Source organism: Streptomyces sp. VNUA24, from assembly GCF_029167005.1.
In the GTDB taxonomy this organism is placed as follows: Bacteria; Actinomycetota; Actinomycetes; order Streptomycetales; family Streptomycetaceae; genus Streptomyces; species Streptomyces scabiei.
On the sequence record NZ_CP119143.1, the window covers coordinates 8,304,801 to 8,323,861 of the forward strand.

At 71.1% G+C, this 19,061-nt stretch carries 17 protein-coding genes; 16 read left to right on the top strand and 1 reads right to left on the bottom strand.

Annotated elements, in window-relative coordinates; all coding sequences use genetic code 11:
- Positions 1-22: 22 nt before the first annotated feature.
- Positions 23-568 carry a carbonic anhydrase gene (locus PYR72_RS35600; RefSeq protein ID WP_275459110.1) on the bottom strand — a complete coding sequence of 182 codons (546 nt, stop codon included), beginning with the start codon at positions 566-568 and terminating at the stop codon, positions 23-25.
- Between the two features lie 326 nt (positions 569-894).
- Between PYR72_RS35600 and rsmH the strand changes: the two genes are divergently transcribed.
- From rsmH to PYR72_RS35680, 16 genes are all read left to right on the top strand, one after another.
- Positions 895-1,851 carry a 16S rRNA (cytosine(1402)-N(4))-methyltransferase RsmH gene (gene rsmH, locus PYR72_RS35605; RefSeq protein WP_275459111.1) on the top strand — a complete coding sequence of 319 codons (957 nt, stop codon included), beginning with the start codon at positions 895-897 and terminating at the stop codon, positions 1,849-1,851.
- 139 nt (positions 1,852-1,990) lie between these two features.
- Positions 1,991-2,587, top strand: coding sequence for a hypothetical protein (locus tag PYR72_RS35610; protein ID WP_275459112.1), 597 nt, complete (start codon positions 1,991-1,993; stop codon positions 2,585-2,587).
- Positions 2,588-2,778: 191 nt separating this feature from the next.
- A complete protein-coding gene (locus PYR72_RS35615; protein WP_275460611.1) occupies positions 2,779-4,560 on the top strand; it encodes a penicillin-binding protein 2 in 1,782 nt (593 codons plus the stop codon).
- Between the two features lie 123 nt (positions 4,561-4,683).
- The gene (locus PYR72_RS35620; RefSeq protein WP_275460612.1) at positions 4,684-6,345 is read left to right on the top strand and encodes a UDP-N-acetylmuramoyl-L-alanyl-D-glutamate--2,6-diaminopimelate ligase; all 1,662 of its coding nucleotides are present in this window, start codon (positions 4,684-4,686) and stop codon (positions 6,343-6,345) included.
- A gap of 4 nt (positions 6,346-6,349) precedes the next feature.
- Positions 6,350-7,765, top strand: a complete 1,416-nt coding sequence (murF, locus tag PYR72_RS35625; protein ID WP_275459113.1) for a UDP-N-acetylmuramoyl-tripeptide--D-alanyl-D-alanine ligase — start codon at positions 6,350-6,352, stop codon at positions 7,763-7,765.
- Positions 7,762-8,835, top strand: a complete 1,074-nt coding sequence (mraY, locus tag PYR72_RS35630; protein WP_275459114.1) for a phospho-N-acetylmuramoyl-pentapeptide-transferase — start codon at positions 7,762-7,764, stop codon at positions 8,833-8,835. The genes murF and mraY overlap by 4 nt, the downstream gene beginning before the upstream one ends.
- Positions 8,817-10,244, top strand: a complete 1,428-nt coding sequence (gene murD, locus PYR72_RS35635) for a UDP-N-acetylmuramoyl-L-alanine--D-glutamate ligase (protein WP_275459115.1) — start codon at positions 8,817-8,819, stop codon at positions 10,242-10,244. Before mraY ends, murD begins: the two co-directional genes overlap by 19 nt.
- Before the next feature lie 88 nt (positions 10,245-10,332).
- Complete coding sequence (ftsW, locus tag PYR72_RS35640; RefSeq protein ID WP_275459116.1) at positions 10,333-11,682, top strand: putative lipid II flippase FtsW; 1,350 nt, start codon at positions 10,333-10,335, stop codon at positions 11,680-11,682.
- A gap of 6 nt (positions 11,683-11,688) precedes the next feature.
- Complete coding sequence (gene murG / locus PYR72_RS35645) at positions 11,689-12,777, top strand: undecaprenyldiphospho-muramoylpentapeptide beta-N-acetylglucosaminyltransferase (RefSeq protein WP_275459117.1); 1,089 nt, start codon at positions 11,689-11,691, stop codon at positions 12,775-12,777.
- A 24-nt stretch (positions 12,778-12,801) separates the two neighbouring features.
- On the top strand, positions 12,802-13,599 hold the full coding sequence (locus PYR72_RS35650; protein ID WP_275459118.1) for an FtsQ-type POTRA domain-containing protein: 798 nt from the start codon (positions 12,802-12,804) through the stop codon (positions 13,597-13,599).
- Between the two features lie 279 nt (positions 13,600-13,878).
- Positions 13,879-15,069: a cell division protein FtsZ gene (gene ftsZ / locus PYR72_RS35655; RefSeq protein ID WP_013004354.1), complete on the top strand. Its 1,191-nt coding sequence runs from the start codon at positions 13,879-13,881 to the stop codon at positions 15,067-15,069.
- Complete coding sequence (pgeF, locus tag PYR72_RS35660; protein ID WP_275459119.1) at positions 15,066-15,794, top strand: peptidoglycan editing factor PgeF; 729 nt, start codon at positions 15,066-15,068, stop codon at positions 15,792-15,794. Before ftsZ ends, pgeF begins: the two co-directional genes overlap by 4 nt.
- Positions 15,795-15,799: 5 nt before the next feature.
- Entirely contained in the window at positions 15,800-16,519 is a 720-nt protein-coding gene (locus PYR72_RS35665; RefSeq protein ID WP_275459120.1) for a YggS family pyridoxal phosphate-dependent enzyme, read from the top strand.
- Positions 16,520-16,647: 128 nt separating this feature from the next.
- The gene (sepF, locus tag PYR72_RS35670; protein WP_037727976.1) at positions 16,648-17,289 is read left to right on the top strand and encodes a cell division protein SepF; all 642 of its coding nucleotides are present in this window, start codon (positions 16,648-16,650) and stop codon (positions 17,287-17,289) included.
- A 50-nt stretch (positions 17,290-17,339) separates the two neighbouring features.
- Positions 17,340-17,630 carry a YggT family protein gene (locus PYR72_RS35675; protein WP_059080677.1) on the top strand — a complete coding sequence of 97 codons (291 nt, stop codon included), beginning with the start codon at positions 17,340-17,342 and terminating at the stop codon, positions 17,628-17,630.
- A 52-nt stretch (positions 17,631-17,682) separates the two neighbouring features.
- The gene (locus PYR72_RS35680; RefSeq protein ID WP_275459121.1) at positions 17,683-18,951 is read left to right on the top strand and encodes a DivIVA domain-containing protein; all 1,269 of its coding nucleotides are present in this window, start codon (positions 17,683-17,685) and stop codon (positions 18,949-18,951) included.
- Positions 18,952-19,061: the final 110 nt, after the last annotated feature.

A 19,061-nucleotide genomic window follows, 5' to 3' on the forward strand; every position in this document is an offset into this window, starting at 1 on the left:
GCACGGCCCGGTTCGACGGCGCTCAGGCCGGGTCGACCTCCCGCAGCAGACCCGTCTTCACATCGAAGACGAAGCCGCGCACGTCGTCGGAGTGCAGCAGGAACGGGTTGGTGCGCACCCGCTGCATGGACTGCCGGACGTCCTGGTCCACGTCCCGGAAGGACTCCACCGCCCAGGCCGGACGCTGCCCGACCTCCGTCTCCAGTTCGGTGCGGAAGTCCTCGGTGAGGGCCTCCAGGCCGCAGCCGGTGTGGTGGATGAGGACGATGCTGCGGGTGCCGAGCTTGCGCTGGCTGATGGTGAGGGAGCGGATCACGTCGTCGGTGACCACGCCGCCCGCGTTGCGGATGGTGTGACAGTCGCCCAGCTCCAGGCCGAGCGCGTCGTGGAGGTCGAGCCGGGCGTCCATGCAGGCCACGACGGCGACGCGCAGGACGGGACGGGCGTCCATCCCGGGGTCGGTGAACGCGGCCGCGTAGCGCTGGTTCGCCTCGACGAGACGGTCGGTGACGGTGCCGTCGGATATGGCGCCTTCGGGGCCGGTGGGAATTGCTGCGGAGGTCGTCATAACCATGACGGTACTGGTCACGGCCGCCGGGGGCGCTCTGTGAGAGAGGACAAAGAACGTCATCGAGGCTTGTTGTGAGGTAACCCACAGGAGTGGCCGAATCTCGACCGTCCAGGTGATTTCTCCGGCGTCCCCGGTTCACCCGCAGGAGGCGCCGCGACGCGCAGGCCGGTTGATTGACCGCGACAGGCCGTGGACTAGAGTGACGCGGAGCGGGGGCGAGGCCCCCTGCTGGACTTGAATCCCCAGGAGAACCGGCGAGACCCCGGCGTCTCCCCGCGTGCGCGGCGCGTACGTGCGGCTCGCGCCGGACCTGAGAGGGCCCCTTGAGCAACAGCCGCCACGTCCCCGTCATGCTCCAGCGCTGCCTGGACATGCTGGCCCCGGCCCTCACGGAGCCCGGCGCGGTGGTGGTCGACTGCACGCTCGGCCTCGGCGGCCACAGCGAGGCCCTCCTCACCCGGTTCCCCGAGGCCCGGCTCGTCGCCCTCGACCGCGACAAGGAGGCCCTGCGCCTCTCCGGCGAACGGCTCGCCCCCTTCGGCGAACGCGCCACCCTCGTGCACGCCGTCTACGACGAACTCCCCGAGGTGCTGGACCGCCTGGGCCTCCCGCGCGTCCAGGGCGTCCTGTTCGACCTCGGCGTCTCCTCCATGCAGCTTGACGAGGCCGACCGGGGCTTCGCGTACGCCCAGGACGCCCCCCTCGACATGCGGATGGACCAGACGACCGGCATCGGCGCCGCCGAGGTCCTGAACACCTACCCGGCGGGCGAACTCGTCCGGATCCTGCGGGCGTACGGCGAGGAGAAGCAGGCCAAGCGGATCGTCTCCGCGATCGTGCGCGAGCGCGACAAGGAGCCCTTCACCCACAGCGCCCGCCTCGTCGAACTGATCCGCGACTCCCTGCCGCAGGCGGCCAAGCGCACCGGCGGCAACCCCGCCAAGCGCACCTTCCAGGCGCTGCGCATCGAGGTCAACGGCGAACTCACCGTCCTGGAGCGGGCGGTCCCCGCCGCCGTGAAGGCCCTCGCGGTCGGCGGCCGGATCGCGGTGCTGTCCTACCACTCCCTGGAGGACCGCCTCGTCAAGCAGGTGTTCGCCGCCGGCGCCGCCGTCACCGCGCCCCCCGGACTGCCCGTGGTCCCCGAGCGCTACCAGCCGAGGCTCAAGCTCCTCACCCGCGGTGCCGAACTTCCCACCGAGGAAGAGGTCGCCGAGAACCGACGCGCCGCCCCCGCGCGTCTGCGCGGTGCGGAGCGCGTGCGGGAGCACCTTGAATGAGGTGCGTGAGGCGAACGAGCCGCACGAGGCCCACGAGGCGGCCGTACACGGTGCGTGAAGGGTGACGGTGAGTGAGTCCGACAAGCGAACTCGCGGGGACGGTGAGTGAGTCCGGGTACCGAACTCACTGGGAGGACGCGTGAGCAGGAAACCCGAACTGAGAGGCAGGGCCGCCCGTCTCGCGCGGCTCCTGCCCGTGCGGCCCAGAGGGGCGGCGCGCACGCCCTTCGTCCTCCTCGTCGTGCTGCTGCTGGGCGGCGGCCTGATCGGTCTCCTCGTACTGAACTCCGCGCTCAGTGAAGGGTCGTTCAAGCTCGACGACCTCCAGGACGACGTCAAGAGCTACACCGACGAGGAACAGGCGCTCCAGCGCGACGTGGACGCCTACTCCGCGCCCGACGCCCTCCAGCGCCGCGCCCGCGAACTGGGCATGGTCCCCGGCGGGGACCCGGCCTTCCTGAACCCCGACGGCACGGTCGAGGGCGTACCGAGCCCCGCCCGGCAGACCGTGGCCCGGATGCCGCTCGTCCTCGCGCCCGAGATCCTGGACCCCGGCCCGCCCCCGAGCCCGGCTCCCAGCACGAGCCCCCCGCCCCCGGTTTCCCCGACGCCGGCGCAGGCGCCGTCGCAGCCGCCCGCGCGGACCCCGGCCGCCGGGGACGCCCCCGCCCCGCCCCCCACGCCCAGCAGCCCGCCCGTACAGTCCCCCCAGCTCCCGACGACCCCCGGCAGGTGACGGAAGTGGCCGATTCAGGCAGGCAGCCCCCCCGCCGCCGCGTACCCGGACCCGCCCGGCCGGCGCGTCCGGGGGGCGGGCAGCGCCGGCCGGGCCCCGGCGCGCGGCCCACCGCGCAGCGCCGCCCGGCCCCGCCCCGGCCGCCGGCCGCGCGCACCATCCGGCTGGGCAGCCCCCGGCCCCGGCTGCGCATGGTCAGCCTCGCGCTGACCCTGGTGATGATCGCCTTCGTCGTACGGCTCCTGCAGGTGCAGGCCGTCGACGCGAGCGAGTACGCCTCCAAGGCCGACCGGAACCGCTACGTCGGCCGGGTGCTGGCCGCCGAGCGGGGCGGGATCACCGACCGCAACGGCGTCGACCTCGCGATCAGCACCGACGCCAACGACATCACGGCCGACCCGACGATGTTCACGCGCGAACAGCTGAAGATCGACGACGGGCCCGAGCAGGCGGCCGCCCTCCTCGCGCCGATCCTCGGCGCGGACCAGGAGGCGCTCACCGAGAAACTGAGCACCCGCAACACGCGCTACGTCGTCCTCGCCCGCCGCCAGACCCCCCAGGTCTGGAACCAGATCAGCGACCTGCGGTCCGCCCTCGTCAAGCGGTCCGGCGAGGAGAAGGGCACGGTCAACGTCCTGGCCGGCGTCTTCCAGGAACCCAGCAGCCAGCGCGTGTACCCCAACGGCGGGCTCGCCGCCGGGATACTGGGCTGGGTCAACGCCGAGGGCAAGGGCGGCGGCGGCATCGAGCAGCAACTGAACAGCCGGCTGTCGGGCAAGGACGGCAAGATCCGCTACGCCCAGTCCGGCGGCCGTCTCGTGCCCACCGCGGGCTCCACCGAGACCCCCGCCGTGGCCGGCTCCGACGTGGAGCTGACCATCGACCGCGACATCCAGTGGGCCGCGCAGAACGCCATCAGCGAGCAGGTGAAGAAGTCCAAGGCCGACCGCGGCTACGTGATCGTGCAGGACACCCGCACCGGCGAGGTCCTCGCCATGGCCAACTCGCCCGGCTTCGATCCCAACGACCTCACGAAGGCGAACCCGGACGCGCTCGGCAACGCCGCCCTCCAGGACGCCTACGAGCCCGGCTCCACCGCCAAGGTCATGTCGATGGCGGCCGTGCTGGAGGAGAACGTCGCCACCCCCGGCACCCATGTCACCGTGCCCAACCGGCTGCACCGCGGCGACCGGCTGTTCAAGGACGACATCGACCACCCGACCTGGTACCTGACCCTCAACGGCGTCCTCGCCAAGTCCAGCAACATCGGCACCATCCTCGCCACCGGCGAACTCGGCAGGAACCAGCGCGAGTCCAACAAGATCCTCTACTCCTACCTGCGCAAGTTCGGCCTCGGCAGCTACACCGGCCTCGGCTTCCCCGGCGAGACCAAGGGCATCCTGGCCGCGCCCGGCGACTGGTCGACCTCGCAGCAGTACACGATTCCTTTCGGTCAGGGCGTGTCGATGAACGCCATGCAGGCGGCCTCCGTCTACTCGACGATCGCCAACGGCGGCGTCCGCGTCGAACCGACCCTCGTACGGGGCACCAAGGGGCCGGACGGCCGCTTCACTCCCTCCCCCGAACCCCGCAAGAGCAGGGTCGTGAGCGAGAAGACCGCGAAGACCCTCGCCCGGATGCTGGAGTCCGTGGTGGACGACGAGGAGGGCACCGGTACCAAGGCGCGCATCCCCGGCTACCGGGTCGCGGGCAAGACGGGTACGGCCAACCGTGTGGATCCGGCCACCGGCCGCTACCGCGGCTACACCTCGTCCTTCGCCGGGTTCGCGCCCGCCGACAAGCCGAGGATCACCGTCTACTGCGCGATCCAGAACGCCACCAAGGGCAACTACTTCGGCGGCCAGATCTGCGGACCCATCTACAAGGAGGTCATGGAGTTCGCCCTGAAGACCCTCCAGGTCCCGCCCACCGGGGCGAAGCCGGCGAACCTGCCGGTCGCCTTCACTCCCTGACCCGCCCGACCCGCCCGACCCGCCCGGCCCGCCCGACCTGCCCGGCCCGCCCCTGACCCGCCTCTCGCCCCCGCCCGATCCGTCCGCCGATCAGCGCAACCAGCCAGGAACCGCCTCGTGACCATGATCACTCCCGGCCCGGGGGACCACCCGCCGCGGCCCCGCTCGCACAAACCCTCGCTTCGCCCCTCCGGGGGTGCGCCCGGTACGCTCACCGCCGTGCCACACGCTGATCAGTCCCAAACCACCCAGAAGGACGTTCCCGTGACCTACCCGGGACCGCCCAGGCCGCTCCAGGTCTCCGCCACATCCCTCGCGGACCTCGCCGGCCAGCTGGGCGCCGAGCAGCCGGGAAGCGCCGCGGAGGTCACGGGCATCACCCACGACTCGCGCGCCGTCCGCCCCGGCGACCTGTACGCCGCCCTGCCCGGCGCCCGTCTGCACGGAGCCGACTTCGCGGACCAGGCGGCCGGCCTCGGCGCCGTCGCCGTGCTCACCGACCCGAGCGGCGCCGAGCGCGCCGCCGCCGCGGGACTCCCCGCGCTCGTGGTGGACGACCCGCGCGGGCGGATGGGCGAGCTGGCGGCCACCATCTACGGCCGCCCGGGCCGCGACCTGCTCCAGATCGGCATCACCGGCACCTCCGGCAAGACCACCACCGCCTACCTCGTCGAGGGCGGCCTGCGGACCGTGCGCTCCACGGGGCTCATCGGCACGGTGGAGATGCGCGTCGGCGACGAGCGCATCAAGTCCGAGCGGACCACCCCCGAGGCCACCGACCTGCAGGCCCTGTTCGCGGTCATGCGCGAACGCGGTGTCGACTCGGTCGTCATGGAGGTGTCCAGCCACGCCCTGGTCCTCGGCCGGGTCGACGGCTGCGTCTTCGACGTGGCGGTCTTCAACAACCTCAGCCCGGAGCACATGGAGTTCCACTCCGGCATGGAGGACTACTTCCAGGCCAAGGCTCAGCTGTTCACCCCGGGACGCAGCAGGCTCGGCGTCGTCAACCTCGACGACGACTACGGCCGCCGACTCGTGGACGAGGCCACCGTCCCGGTCGTGACCTTCTCCGCCGAGGGACACCCGGACGCCGACTGGCGCGCCGAGGACGTCCGGGTCGGCCCGCTGGACTCCACGTTCACGGTCGTCGGGCCGAAGGGCGAGCGGATCTCCGCCAGGTCGCCGCTGCCGGGCTCCTTCAACGTCGCCAACACCCTCGCGGCCGTCGCCGCGCTGGCCGTCGCCGGGATCGACCCGCAGACCGCCGCGGACGGCGTCGCCGCCGTACCCGGCGTGCCGGGCCGGCTGGAGCGCGTGGACGCCGGACAGCCCTACCTCGCGGTCGTCGACTACGCCCACAAGACGGACGCCGTCGAGTCGGTCCTCAAGGCGCTGCGCAAGGTCACCGACGGCCGCCTGCACATCGTGCTCGGCTGCGGCGGCGACCGGGACACGACCAAGCGCGCGCCGATGGGCGCCGCCATGGCCCGGCTCTCCGACACGGCCGTACTGACCTCCGACAACCCCCGCTCCGAGGACCCTCTCGCGATCCTCGCGACCATGCTCGAAGGGGCGGCGTCCGTCCCGGCGCACGAGCGCGGCGAGGTCCTCCTGTTCGAGGACCGGGCCGCCGCGATCGCCGCGGCGGTGGCGCGCGCGCAGCCGGGCGACACCGTGCTCGTCGCGGGCAAGGGCCACGAGCAGGGCCAGGACATCGCCGGCGTGGTCCGTCCCTTCGACGACCGCCAGGTGCTTCGCGAAGCTATCCAGCAGACCCAGGGATGAACTTGTGATCGCCCTCTCCCTCGCCGAGATCGCAGACGTCGTCGGCGGGCAGACGCACGACATACCGGATCCGTCGGCGCAGGTCACCGGACCGGTCGTCCGGGACTCCCGTGAGGTGGTGCCCGGCAGCCTCTTCGTCGCCTTCGCGGGCGAGCGCGTGGACGGTCACGACTTCGCGGCCGCGGTCGTCGAGGCGGGTGCGGCGGCCGTGCTGGCGTCCCGTCCCGTCGGCGTGCCCGCGATCGTCGTGCCCGACGTCCAAGCGGCGCTCGGCGCCCTCGCCCGGCACGTCGTCCGCAAGCTCGGCACCACCCTCGTGGCCCTGACCGGCTCCGCGGGCAAGACCAGCACCAAGGACCTCGTCGCCCAGGTGCTCCGGCGCAAGGCGCCGACCGTGTTCACGCCCGGCTCCCTCAACAACGAGATCGGGCTGCCCCTCACCGCCCTCAGCGCCACGGAGGAGACCCGCTTCCTCGTCCTGGAGATGGGCGCCCGCGGCATCGGCCACATCCGGTACCTCACCGAGCTGACACCGCCGAAGATCGGTCTCGTGCTCAACGTCGGCACCGCCCACATCGGCGAGTTCGGCGGCCGCGAGCAGATCGCGCAGGCCAAGGGCGAACTGGTGGAGGCCCTGCCGTCCGCGGAGGAGGGGGGCGCCGCGATCCTCAACGCCGACGACCCCCTCGTGCGCGCCATGGCGTCCCGTACGAAGGCCCGCGTGATCCTCTTCGGCGAGTCCGGCGAAGCGGACGTACGGGCCGAGAACGTGACGCTCACGGACGCCGGACAGCCCGCCTTCCGGCTTCACACACCCTCCGGTGCAAGTGATGTGACCATGCGCCTGTACGGTGAGCACCACGTGTCGAACGCGCTCGCCGCGGCCGCCGTCGCCCATGAGCTGGGCATGTCCGCAAGTGAGATCGCCACCGCGCTCTCCGAGGCGGGCTCCCTCTCCCGCTGGCGCATGGAGGTCACCGAGCGCCCGGACGGCGTGACGGTCGTCAACGACGCCTACAACGCGAACCCCGAGTCCATGCGGGCCGCTCTGCGCGCGCTCGCGGCCATGGGCAAGGGGCGGCGGACCTGGGCGGTGCTCGGCAAGATGGCCGAGCTCGGGGACGAGGCGCTCGCCGAGCACGACGCGGTCGGACGGCTCGCCGTCCGGCTCAATGTCGGCAAGCTCGTCGCGGTCGGGGGCAGGGAAGCGTCCTGGCTGCAACTGGGCGCATATAACGAGGGTTCGTGGGGTGAGGAGTCGGTGCACGTGTCCGACGCACAGGCGGCGATCGACCTGTTGCGCAGTCAGCTGCGCCCGGGGGACGTCGTGCTCGTGAAGGCGTCCCGGTCGGTCGGGCTCGAGAGCGTGGCGCAGGCGCTGCTCGACAGCGGCAACGAGGGTGAGGTCGCCGCCCGATGATGAATCAGATCCTGTTCGCAGGAGTCATTGGTCTCTTCCTGACCCTGGTCGGCACCCCGTTGCTGATCAAGCTGCTGGCCCGCAAGGGCTACGGCCAGTACATCCGCGACGACGGCCCGCGCGAGCACGCCAGCAAGCGCGGTACGCCGACCATGGGTGGTATCGCCTTCATCCTGGCGACGATCGTCGCGTACTTCCTCGCCAAGGTGATCTCGGGCCAGCCGCCGACCTTCTCCGGGCTGCTGGTGCTCGGTCTGATGGCGGGCATGGGCCTCGTCGGCTTCCTCGACGACTACATCAAGATCGTCAAGCGTCGTTCGCTCGGCCTGCGGGCCAAGGCGAAGATGGCCGGCCAGCTGATCGTCGGCATCGGCTTCGCGGTGCTCGCGCTGCAGTTCCCGGACGCCCGCGACCAGACGCCGGCCTCCACCAAGCTCTCCTTCGTGCAGGACTTCGGCTGGACCATCGGCCCGGTGCTGTTCGTCGTCTGGGCGCTGTTCATGATCCTCGCCATGTCCAACGGCGTGAACCTGACCGACGGTCTGGACGGCCTCGCCACCGGCGCCTCCGTCCTCGTCTTCGGCGCGTACACGTTCATCGGCGTCTGGCAGTTCCAGGAGTCCTGCGCCAACACGCTGACCCTGACCAACCCGGGCGCCTGTTACGAGGTACGAGATCCGCTCGACCTGGCGATCGTGGCCTCCGCGCTGATGGGCGCCTGCCTGGGCTTCCTGTGGTGGAACACCTCGCCGGCCAAGATCTTCATGGGCGACACCGGCTCCCTCGCCCTCGGCGGCGCGCTCGCCGGTCTCGCCATCTGCTCCCGCACCGAGCTGCTCCTCGCGCTCCTCGGCGGTCTGTTCGTCCTCATCACCATGTCGGTCGTCATCCAGGTCGGCTCGTTCAAGCTGACCGGCAAGCGGGTCTTCCGGATGGCCCCGCTCCAGCACCACTTCGAACTCAAGGGCTGGTCCGAGGTCCTCGTCGTGGTCCGCTTCTGGATCATCCAGGGCATCTGTGTGATCGTCGGACTGGGCCTCTTCTACGCGGGATGGGCGGCCGAGAAGTGACCGACTGGCAGGGCAAGCGCGTCACCGTCGCCGGACTCGGCGTCTCGGGCATCCCGGCGGCCAAGGTCCTGCACGGACTCGGCGCCGCCGTCACGGTCGTCAACGACGGCGACGACGAACGCGCCCGCGCCCAGGCCGCCGACCTGGAGGCGCTCGGCATCACCGTGCGCCTCGGCGACGGCGCCACCCTGCCGGAGGGCACCGAACTCGTCGTCACCGCCCCGGGCTGGAAGCCGGACAAGCCGCTGTTCGACGCGGCACGCGCGGCCGGTCTGGAGATCTGGGGCGACGTAGAACTCGCCTGGCGGCTGCGGGGCCCCGACGCCGCCCCCTGGCTGGCCGTCACGGGCACCAACGGCAAGACCACGACCGTCCAGATGCTCGCCTCGATCCTGACGGCGGCGGGCCTGCGCACGGCCGCCGTCGGCAACATCGGCGTCTCGCTGCTGGACGTCGTCCTCGGTGACGAGCCCTACGACGTGCTGGCCGTGGAACTGTCCAGCTACCAGCTCCACTGGGCGCCCTCCCTGCGCGCCCACTCCGCCGCCGTCCTCAACCTCGCCCCCGACCACCTCGACTGGCACGGCTCCATGGAGGCGTACGCCGCCGACAAGGGCCGCGTCTACGAGGGCAACCGGGTGGCCTGCGTCTACAACGTCGCCGACAAGGCGACCGAGGACCTGGTGCGCGAGGCGGACGTCGAGGAGGGCTGCCGGGCCGTCGGGTTCACCCTCGGCACCCCGGGACCCTCCCAACTCGGCGTCGTCGACGGCATCCTGGTCGACCGCGCCTTCGTGGAGAACCGGCAGAAGAACGCCCAGGAGCTGGCCGAGGTCGGGGACGTGAACCCGCCGGCCCCCCACAACGTCGCCAACGCCCTCGCGGCGGCCGCCCTCGCGCGGGCCTACGGGGTGCCCGCCAAGGCCGTACGGGACGGGCTGCGGGCCTTCACACCGGACGCCCACCGCATCGCGCACGTGGCCGACGTGGACGGCGTCGCCTACATCGACGACTCCAAGGCCACCAACACGCACGCGGCGCAGGCCTCGTTGGCGGCCTACGAGTCGATCGTGTGGATCGCCGGCGGCCTCGCCAAGGGCGCCACCTTCGACGAGCTCGTCGCCGGTGCGGCCGGGCGGCTGCGGGGCGTCGTGCTGATCGGCGCGGACCGCGCGCTGATCCGGGAAGCGCTCGCGCGACACGCGCCCGAAGTGCCGGTCGTCGACCTCGACCGGACCGACACTGGGGCGATGCCCGCCGCGGTCCGCGAGGCGCGGACGCTGGCGCGGGCGGGCGACACCGTGCTCCTGGCGCCGGCCTGTGCGTCGATGGACATGTTCGTCAACTACAACAAGCGTGGGGACGCGTTCGCGGAGGCTGTCCGCGAACTCTCCTCCGCGGACGGCTGACCCGGCCCGGCCTGGCCTGGCGGAGCCGGGTGACACTGGGAGGGACGCGTGACACGGATCCGGTCGGTCGGCGGCGAGGGCACTCCCGATGCCCAGTAGCCGTACGAGCCGTGCGCCCCTCCAGCGCGTCACCCGGCGGCCGCCCGTCTCCCGGCCGCCGCGCGAGAACCCCCTGCGGCGGTTCCTCACGCGGGCCCGCAGGGCCTGGGACCGCCCGCTGACGGCGTACTACCTGATCCTCGGCGGAAGTCTGCTGATCACCGTCCTGGGACTGGTCATGGTCTACTCGGCCTCGCAGATCACGGCGCTGCAGAAGTCGCTGCCCGGGACCTTCTTCTTCCGCAAACAGTTCCTCGCGGCCGCCATCGGCACCGCGCTGCTGCTCACGGCCTCCCGGATGCCGGTCAAGCTGCACCGGGCACTGGCCTACCCGCTGCTGGCCGGCTGCGTGTTCCTGATGGCCCTGGTTCAGGTGCCCGGAATAGGGCAGTCGATCAACGGCAACCAGAACTGGATCGCCATCGGCGGCTCGTTCCAGGTCCAGCCCAGTGAGTTCGGCAAGCTGGCCCTCGTGCTCTGGGGGGCCGACCTGATGGCCCGCAAGGAGGACAAGCGGCTGCTGACACAGTGGAAGCACATGCTGGTACCGCTCGTTCCGGTGGCGTTCATGCTGCTCGGGCTGATCATGCTCGGCGGCGACATGGGCACCGCGATCATTCTCACGGCGATCCTGTTCGGCCTGCTGTGGCTGGCCGGGGCGCCGACGCGGCTGTTCGTCGGCGTGCTGTCCGTCGCCGGGCTCATCGGGTTCGTCCTGATCAGGACCAGCGAGAACCGCATGGCCCGCCTGGCCTGCATCGGAGCCACCGAACCCCGTACCGACGGCGCCGACTGCTGGCAGGCCGTGCACGGGATCTACGCACTCGCCTCGGGCGGGATCTTCGGCTCGGGACTGGGCGCCAGTGTGGAAAAATGGGGCCAACTCCCGGAAGCGCACACCGACTTCATCTTCGCCGTCACCGGTGAGGAACTGGGCCTCGCGGGGACGCTGTCGGTGCTCGCCCTCTTCGCGGCTCTAGGCTATGCGGGTATCCGCGTGGCCGGACGCACGGAGGACCCCTTCGTCAGGTATGCCGCGGGAGGCGTGACCACCTGGATCACCGCTCAGGCAGTGATCAACATCGGTGCGGTGCTCGGTCTGCTGCCGATCGCCGGAGTCCCGCTCCCGCTGTTCTCCTACGGGGGATCCGCCCTGCTGCCGACCATGTTCGCCATCGGGTTGCTGATCGCCTTCGCGCGCGACGAACCCGCTGCGCGGGCGGCGCTCGCCATGCGGCAACCCCGCTTTGGCAGAAAGCGTGGCGGCGGCCCTTCGGGGCCCGGGAGATGGAACACGATGCGACGGCGTGTCTCGGCACGTTCGTCCGGAGAGCGGTGAATTTCGGTGCATGTCGTACTCGCCGGTGGCGGAACCGCCGGTCACATCGAGCCCGCGCTCGCCCTCGCGGACGCCCTGCGCAGGCAGGACCCGACCGTGGGCATCACGGCCCTGGGCACGGAGCGCGGCCTCGAGACACGCCTCGTCCCCGAGCGCGGCTACGAACTCGCGCTGATCCCCGCCGTACCCCTGCCGCGCAAGCCCACCCCCGAGCTGATCACCGTGCCCGGCCGGCTGCGCGGCACGATCAAGGCGACCGAGCAGATCCTGGAGCGCACCAAGGCGGACGCCGTCGTCGGCTTCGGCGGCTACGTGGCCCTGCCCGGCTATCTCGCCGCCAAGCGTCTCGGCGTGCCGATCGTCGTCCACGAGGCCAACGCCCGCCCCGGTCTCGCCAACAAGATCGGCTCCCGGTACGCGGCCCAGGTCGCCGTCTCCACGCCGGACAGCAAGCTCCGCGACGCCCGCTACATCGGCATCCCGCTGCGCCGCGCCATCGCCACCCTGGACCGGGCCGCCGCCCGCCCCGAGGCCCGCGCGATGTTCGGCCTCGACCCCAACCTGCCGACCCTGCTGGTCTCCGGCGGCTCCCAGGGCGCCCGCCGCCTCAACGAGGTCGTCCAGCAGGTCGCGCCCTACCTCCAGCAGGCCGGGATCCAGATCCTGCACGCGGTGGGCCCGAAGAACGAACTGCCGCAGGTGCACCAGATGCCGGGGATGCCCCCGTACATCCCGGTACCGTACGTGGACCGGATGGACCTCGCGTACGCGGCGGCCGACATGATGCTCTGCCGCGCGGGCGCGATGACCGTCGCCGAACTCTCCGCCGTCGGACTCCCGGCCGCCTACGTCCCGCTGCCCATCGGCAACGGCGAACAGCGGCTGAACGCCCAGCCGGTGGTCAAGGCGGGCGGCGGACTGCTGGTCGACGACGCGGAGCTGACCCCCCAGTGGGTGCAGCAGAACGTGCTGCCCGTCCTCGCCGACCCGCACCGGCTGTACGAGATGTCCCGCGCGGCCAGCGAGTTCGGCCGCAGGGACGCCGACGACCTGCTCGTCGGGATGGTGTACGAGGCGATCGCGTCGCGCCGTTAAGGGCGCGGCAGGAGGCAGGGGAGCGTGGCCGGACCGACCACCGCCGAACGCGGCGCAGACGAGGATCTGGACCCCGGCCCGCCGCCCCGGCGGCGGCTCCCCGGCCCCCGGGCGCTGATCGCCGCGGCGGTCGCGCTGGTGCTGCTCCTCGGCGCCTCGCTCTGGGCCCTGTACGGCTCCTCGTGGCTGCGGGCCGAGCGGGTGTCCGTGTCGGGCACCCGCGTGCTCACCGAGGCGCAGGTGCGCGAGGCTGCCGGCGTCCCCCTCGGCGATCCGCTGATCTCCGTCGACCTCGACGGGATCGAGTCACGACTGCTCCGGAAATTGCCCCGAATCGACTCCGTCGAGGTGACGCGTTCCTGGCCGCACGGAATCGGGCTGAAAGTGCGCGAACGTACTCCGGTCCTCATTGTCGAAGCGGCCGGAAATGCGGGCAAGTACGTCGAAGTGGACGCGAAAGGGGTGCGTTTCGCCACGGTTTCGCGTGCTCCGGAAGGGGTGCCCCTACTGGAAATGGCGGTATCCCGTTCCGGTTCGTCGGCCGCGGGTCTGCGGCGATTCGGAGAGGCCCGGCTCGTACGGGAGGCCGTGCGGGTCGCCGGTGCCGTTCCGGCCGTGATCGCGCACGACACCCTGGTGGTCAAGGTCCGTTCCTACGACGCCATCTCGCTGGAGTTGACCGGGGACCGCACGGTCGCGTGGGGAAGCGCGGAGAAGGGGCGCGCGAAGGGCCGTGCGCTCACGGCCCTGATCAAAGCCGCCCCGGACGCGGGGCACTTCGACGTGAGCGTTCCCACCGCCCCCGCGTCATCAGGGAGTTGACGCGCATCGCCGCAGGCCAGCACCCTGGTTGGGCATCGCTATGGCTGATCACATAGGGTGAAAAGAAAAACGGGAGGTTCGGCGTGTTCGTTGAACGTGCGCCACTTGTCGACTTAGTGTCCTGTTCGGAAGAGTCCAAGGAACAGTCACACTGGTAACCCTAAACTTCAGCGTTAGGGTTCGAGTCGGCGTTCGGACCGTCCCACTTCGGCATCAGTCGTCGCATCACGGGTACCCCGGGAAGCGGCGACACGTAACTCGAGGCGAGAGGCCTTCGACGTGGCAGCACCGCAGAACTACCTCGCAGTCATCAAAGTCATCGGTGTCGGCGGCGGTGGTGTCAATGCCATCAACCGGATGATCGAGGTCGGTCTCAAGGGCGTCGAGTTCATCGCCATCAACACCGACGCGCAAGCTCTGTTGATGAGCGACGCCGACGTCAAGCTCGACGTCGGCCGCGAACTCACCCGCGGACTCGGCGCCGGTGCCAACCCGGCCGTCGGCCGCAAGGCGGCCGAGGACCACCGCGAGGAGATCGAGGAGGTCCTCAAGGGGGCCGACATGGTCTTCGTGACGGCCGGCGAGGGCGGCGGCACCGGTACCGGCGGCGCGCCCGTCGTGGCCAACATCGCCCGCTCGCTCGGCGCCCTCACCATCGGCGTGGTCACCCGCCCCTTCACCTTCGAGGGCCGCCGCCGCGCCAACCAGGCCGAGGACGGCATCGCGGAGCTCCGCGAAGAGGTCGACACCCTCATCGTCATCCCCAACGACCGGCTGCTGTCCATCTCGGACCGCCAGGTCTCGGTGCTCGACGCGTTCAAGTCGGCCGACCAGGTCCTGCTCTCCGGTGTCCAGGGCATCACCGACCTCATCACCACCCCCGGCCTGATCAACCTCGACTTCGCCGACGTCAAGTCGGTCATGTCCGAGGCCGGTTCGGCCCTCATGGGCATCGGCTCGGCCCGCGGCGACGACCGCGCCGTGGCCGCCGCCGAGATGGCGATCTCCTCGCCGCTCCTGGAGGCGTCCATCGACGGCGCCCGGGGTGTGCTGCTCTCCATCTCCGGCGGCTCCGACCTCGGCCTCTTCGAGATCAACGAGGCCGCGCAGCTGGTCAGCGAGGCCGCCCACCCCGAGGCCAACATCATCTTCGGCGCGGTCATCGACGACGCGCTCGGCGACGAGGTCCGGGTCACGGTCATCGCGGCCGGCTTCGACGGCGGCCAGCCTCCGGCCAAGCGGGACAACATCCTCGGCTCGGCCGCGGCCAAGCGCGAGGAGCCGGCGCCGGTCCGGCCCGCCGAGACCCGGCCGTCCTTCGGCTCGCTCGGCAGCGTCAAGCCGAAGGAGGAGCCGGCGCCCGCCCCGGAGCCGGCGAACGACGTGGCCGTCGCCCCGCCCGTCCCGCCGTCCCGGTCCTACTCGGACAGTGCGGCGGAGGAGCTGGACGTGCCGGACTTCCTCAAGTGATAGAACGGCGCGGATCCGTGAGCGGCGCGCACTTCGCCTTCACCGACAGGTGGGGCGGGGTGAGCGCCGCTCCGTATGAGCAGCTCAACCTCGGCGGGGCGGTCGGTGACGACGCCGGCGCCGTGACGGCGAACCGGGAGCTGGCGGCCAAGTCGCTGGGCCTGGAGCCGGACCGGGTCGTCTGGATGAACCAGGTGCACGGCGCGGACGTGACCGTGGTCGACGGACCCTGGGGTACCGGCGACCTGCCCTCCGTCGACGCGGTCGTCACCACCCGGCGCGGTCTCGCGCTCGCCGTCCTCACCGCCGACTGCGTACCCGTCCTGCTGGCCGACCCCGTCGCCGGGGTCGCGGCCGCCGCCCACGCGGGCCGCCCCGGCATGGTCGCCGGGGTCGTCCCCGCCGCCGTACGGGCCATGACCGGACTCGGCGCCGACCCCGCCCGGATCGTCGCCCACACCGGACCCGCCGTCTGCGGCCGCTGTTACGAAGTGCCCGAGGCGATGCGCGCCGAGGTGGCCACCGTCGAGCCGGCGGCGTACGCCGAGACCAGTTGGGGCACGCCCTCGGTCGATGTGTGCGCCGGAGTGCACGCACAGCTGGAGCGCCTCGGGGTGTGCGACCGGGAGCAGTCGCCCGTGTGCACGCTGGAGTCGCGCGACCACTTCTCGTACCGTCGCGACGGCGCCACAGGGCGACTCGCGGGATATGTCTGGCTGGACTGAGGGGCATGACGGACCGTAAGGCACAACTCGCCGCGAACCTGGCGAAGGTGGAGAGTCGTATCGCGGCCGCGTGCGCGGCGGCGGGGCGCGGGCGGGACGAGGTCACCCTGGTCGTGGTGACCAAGACCTACCCGGCGGACGATGTGCGGATCCTGTCGGAACTCGGTGTGCGTCACGTCGCCGAGAACAAGGACCAGGACGCGGCCCCCAAGGCGGCCGAATGTTCGGACCTGCACCTTGTGTGGCATTTCGTCGGGCAGTTGCAGACCAACAAAGTCCGCTCTGTGGTGCGTTATGCGGATCTCGTGCAGTCCGTCGACCGTTCCCGGCTCGTCACCGCGCTGTCGAAGGAGGCCGTCCGGGCCGGGCGCGAGGTGGGCTGTCTGGTCCAGGTCGCGCTCGACGCCGACGCGAGCGGCCGGGGGGAGCGCGGGGGTGTCGGGCCGGACGGCATCGGGGAGTTGGCCGACCTCCTCGCGCGGGCGCCGGGGCTGCGGGTCGATGGTCTGATGACCGTCGCGCCGCTCACCGGGGAGTACGCCGGACGGCAACGGGCCGCTTTTGAGCGGTTGATGGATTTGTCGACCGACCTGCGCCGAACCCATCCGGCTGCCACCATGGTCTCCGCCGGGATGAGTGCGGACCTCGAGGAGGCCGTGGCGGCCGGAGCGACACATGTGCGCGTCGGCACCGCGGTACTCGGAGTCCGTCCCGGGCTCGGGTAACGTCGCCAAGAAGTCGGACCACAGCAGAAAATATGGTCATTCCGCCGAGAGGCGGGCGCAACGACCTCGTGGATCGCGGGCACTTGGAAGTCGTCGGTGGATCCACCACAGAGCGGAGGACTCAGAGCATGGCCGGCGCGATGCGCAAGATGGCGGTCTACCTCGGCCTCGTGGAGGACGATGGGTACGACGGCAGGGGATTCGACCCCGATGACGACTTCGAGCCCGAGCTCGACCCGGAGCCCGAGCGGGACCACCGCCGGCACGAGTCGGCGCACCAGGCACACCAGTCACACCAGTCCCAAAGGGATGAATCGGTGCGAGTGGTGCAGCCCCCCGTCCAGCGTGAACCGGTGTCGCACGCCACTTCGCTTCCCGCGGAATCGGTGCGACCCGCCCGGATCGCGCCCGTGGCGTCCATCACACAAGAACGTTCGAGTCTGGAGAAGAACGCACCGGTGATCATGCCCAAGGTCGTGTCCGAGCGAGAGCCTTACCGGATCACCACGTTGCACCCGCGGACCTACAACGAGGCCCGTACCATCGGGGAACACTTCCGTGAGGGCACCCCGGTGATCATGAATCTGACTGAGATGGACGACACAGACGCGAAGCGACTTGTCGACTTTGCGGCCGGTTTGGTGTTTGGTCTTCACGGCAGCATCGAGCGGGTGACGCAGAAGGTGTTCCTGTTGTCGCCTGCTAACGTCGATGTCACGGCGGAGGACAAGGCCCGTATCGCAGAGGGCGGGTTCTTCAACCAGAGCTGAGACGCAGGACCGGATCAAGACGTGGGACAGGGGAGAGGGAAGCACGGATCATGAGCGTGGTGTGGCAAGTGCTCTGGGTCGCTCTGATGTGTTTCCTCATCGTGCTGATCTTCCGGTTGGTCATGGATTATGTGTTCCAGTTCGCCCGCTCGTGGCAACCCGGCAAGGCGATGGTGGTCGTTCTGGAGGCCACCTACACTGTCACTGATCCACCGCTGAAGCTTCTGCGGCGGTTCATCCCGCCGCTGCGTCTCGGGGGCGTGGCGCTCGACCTGTCCTTCTTCGTACTGATGATCATCGTCTACATCCTGATCAACATCGTGGGTGGACTCGCGAGGTGACTGTGGACGACCCGGTCTTGCCGACTGCCGATGACTACGTTGAGGTGAAGAGATGCCGTTGACCCCCGAGGACGTGCGGAACAAGCAGTTCACGACCGTCCGCCTCCGAGAAGGCTATGACGAGGACGAGGTCGATGCCTTCCTCGACGAGGTCGAAGCCGAACTGACGCGCCTGCTACGCGAGAACGAGGATCTGCGCGCCAAACTGGCCGCGGCCACGCGTGCTGCTGCCCAGAACCAGCAGAACATGCGCAAGCCCCCGGAGCCTCAGGACCAGCAGCAGGGCGGTATGCAGCAGGGCGGCATGCAGCAAGGTGGCATGCAGCAGGGCGGTATGCAGCAAGGCGGTATGCAGCAGCAGGGTATGCGCGGTCCCGGTGGACCCGTACCCGCCGGCATATCGGGCCCGCCGCAGCAGATGGGGGGCCCCATGGGTGGCCCGCCCCAGCTGCCGAGCGGTGCTCCGCAGCTGCCCGCCGGCCCCGGTGGCCAGGGTGGGCAGCAGGGTCCCGGCCCGATGGGTCAGGGACCGATGGGCCAGGGCCCCATGGGTCAGGGCCAGATGCAGCCGCAGATGGGCCAGGGCCAGATGGGCCAGGGTCCCATGGGCGGTCCGCCTCAGATGCAGCAGCAGATGGGTGGCCCGATGGGCGGCCCCATGGGTGGTCCCATGGGCGGCCCCGGTCAGGGTCCCGGCGGCGACAGCGCCGCGCGTGTGCTCTCGCTGGCCCAGCAGACCGCCGACCAGGCGATCGCCGAGGCCCGTTCCGAGGCCAACAAGATCGTCGGTGAGGCCCGCAGCCGCGCCGAGGGTCTGGAGCGGGACGCCCGCGCCAAGGCCGACGCGCTGGAGCGGGACGCGCAGGAGAAGCACCGCGTCGCGATGGGCTCCCTGGAGTCCGCCCGCGCCACGCTGGAGCGCAAGGTCGAGGACCTGCGCGGCTTCGAGCGCGAGTACCGCACGCGTCTGAAGTCGTACCTGGAGTCGCAGCTGCGTCAGCTGGAGACCCAGGCGGACGACTCGCTGGCTCCGCCGCGCACCCCGGCCGCCGCGTCGCTGCCGCCGTCCCCGGCGCCCTCCATGGCACCGGCCGGCGCGAGCGCCCCGTCGTACGGCGGCAACCCGGGCGGTATGGGCGGAGGCATGGGTGGAGGCATGGGCGGCGCTCCCGCTCCGGCCGCCCCCTCCTACGGCGGTCAGCAGCAGATGTCGCCCGCCATGACCCAGCCGATGGCTCCGGTCCGGCCGCAGGGTCCGTCTCCGATGGGACAGGCTCCCTCGCCGATGCGCGGGTTCCTGATCGACGAGGACGACAACTGACGACTACTGGTACGCCGTAGGCGTCGGCAGCGTTCAGGGCGGGGCCCCGGATTTCCTCCGGGGCCCCGCCCTTTTGCCGTGCGCGTCCCCGTGCGCGTCCTCGTGCGCGT

Excerpts from the sequence above, each read along its gene's own strand:
- PYR72_RS35675 (WP_059080677.1), top strand. The coding sequence starts at position 17,340 with ATGAGCGTGGTGTGGCAAGTGCTCTGGGTCGCTCTGATGTGTTTCCTC.
- PYR72_RS35680 (WP_275459121.1), top strand. The coding sequence starts at position 17,683 with ATGCCGTTGACCCCCGAGGACGTGCGGAACAAGCAGTTCACGACCGTC.
- PYR72_RS35620 (WP_275460612.1), top strand. The coding sequence starts at position 4,684 with ATGATCACTCCCGGCCCGGGGGACCACCCGCCGCGGCCCCGCTCGCAC.
- PYR72_RS35665 (WP_275459120.1), top strand. The coding sequence starts at position 15,800 with ATGACGGACCGTAAGGCACAACTCGCCGCGAACCTGGCGAAGGTGGAG.
- sepF (WP_037727976.1), top strand. The coding sequence starts at position 16,648 with ATGGCCGGCGCGATGCGCAAGATGGCGGTCTACCTCGGCCTCGTGGAG.
- ftsW (WP_275459116.1), top strand. The coding sequence starts at position 10,333 with ATGCCCAGTAGCCGTACGAGCCGTGCGCCCCTCCAGCGCGTCACCCGG.
- PYR72_RS35615 (WP_275460611.1), top strand. The coding sequence starts at position 2,779 with ATGGTCAGCCTCGCGCTGACCCTGGTGATGATCGCCTTCGTCGTACGG.
- murD (WP_275459115.1), top strand. The coding sequence starts at position 8,817 with ATGGGCGGCCGAGAAGTGACCGACTGGCAGGGCAAGCGCGTCACCGTC.
- mraY (WP_275459114.1), top strand. The coding sequence starts at position 7,762 with ATGATGAATCAGATCCTGTTCGCAGGAGTCATTGGTCTCTTCCTGACC.
- PYR72_RS35600 (WP_275459110.1), bottom strand. The coding sequence starts at position 568 with ATGACGACCTCCGCAGCAATTCCCACCGGCCCCGAAGGCGCCATATCC.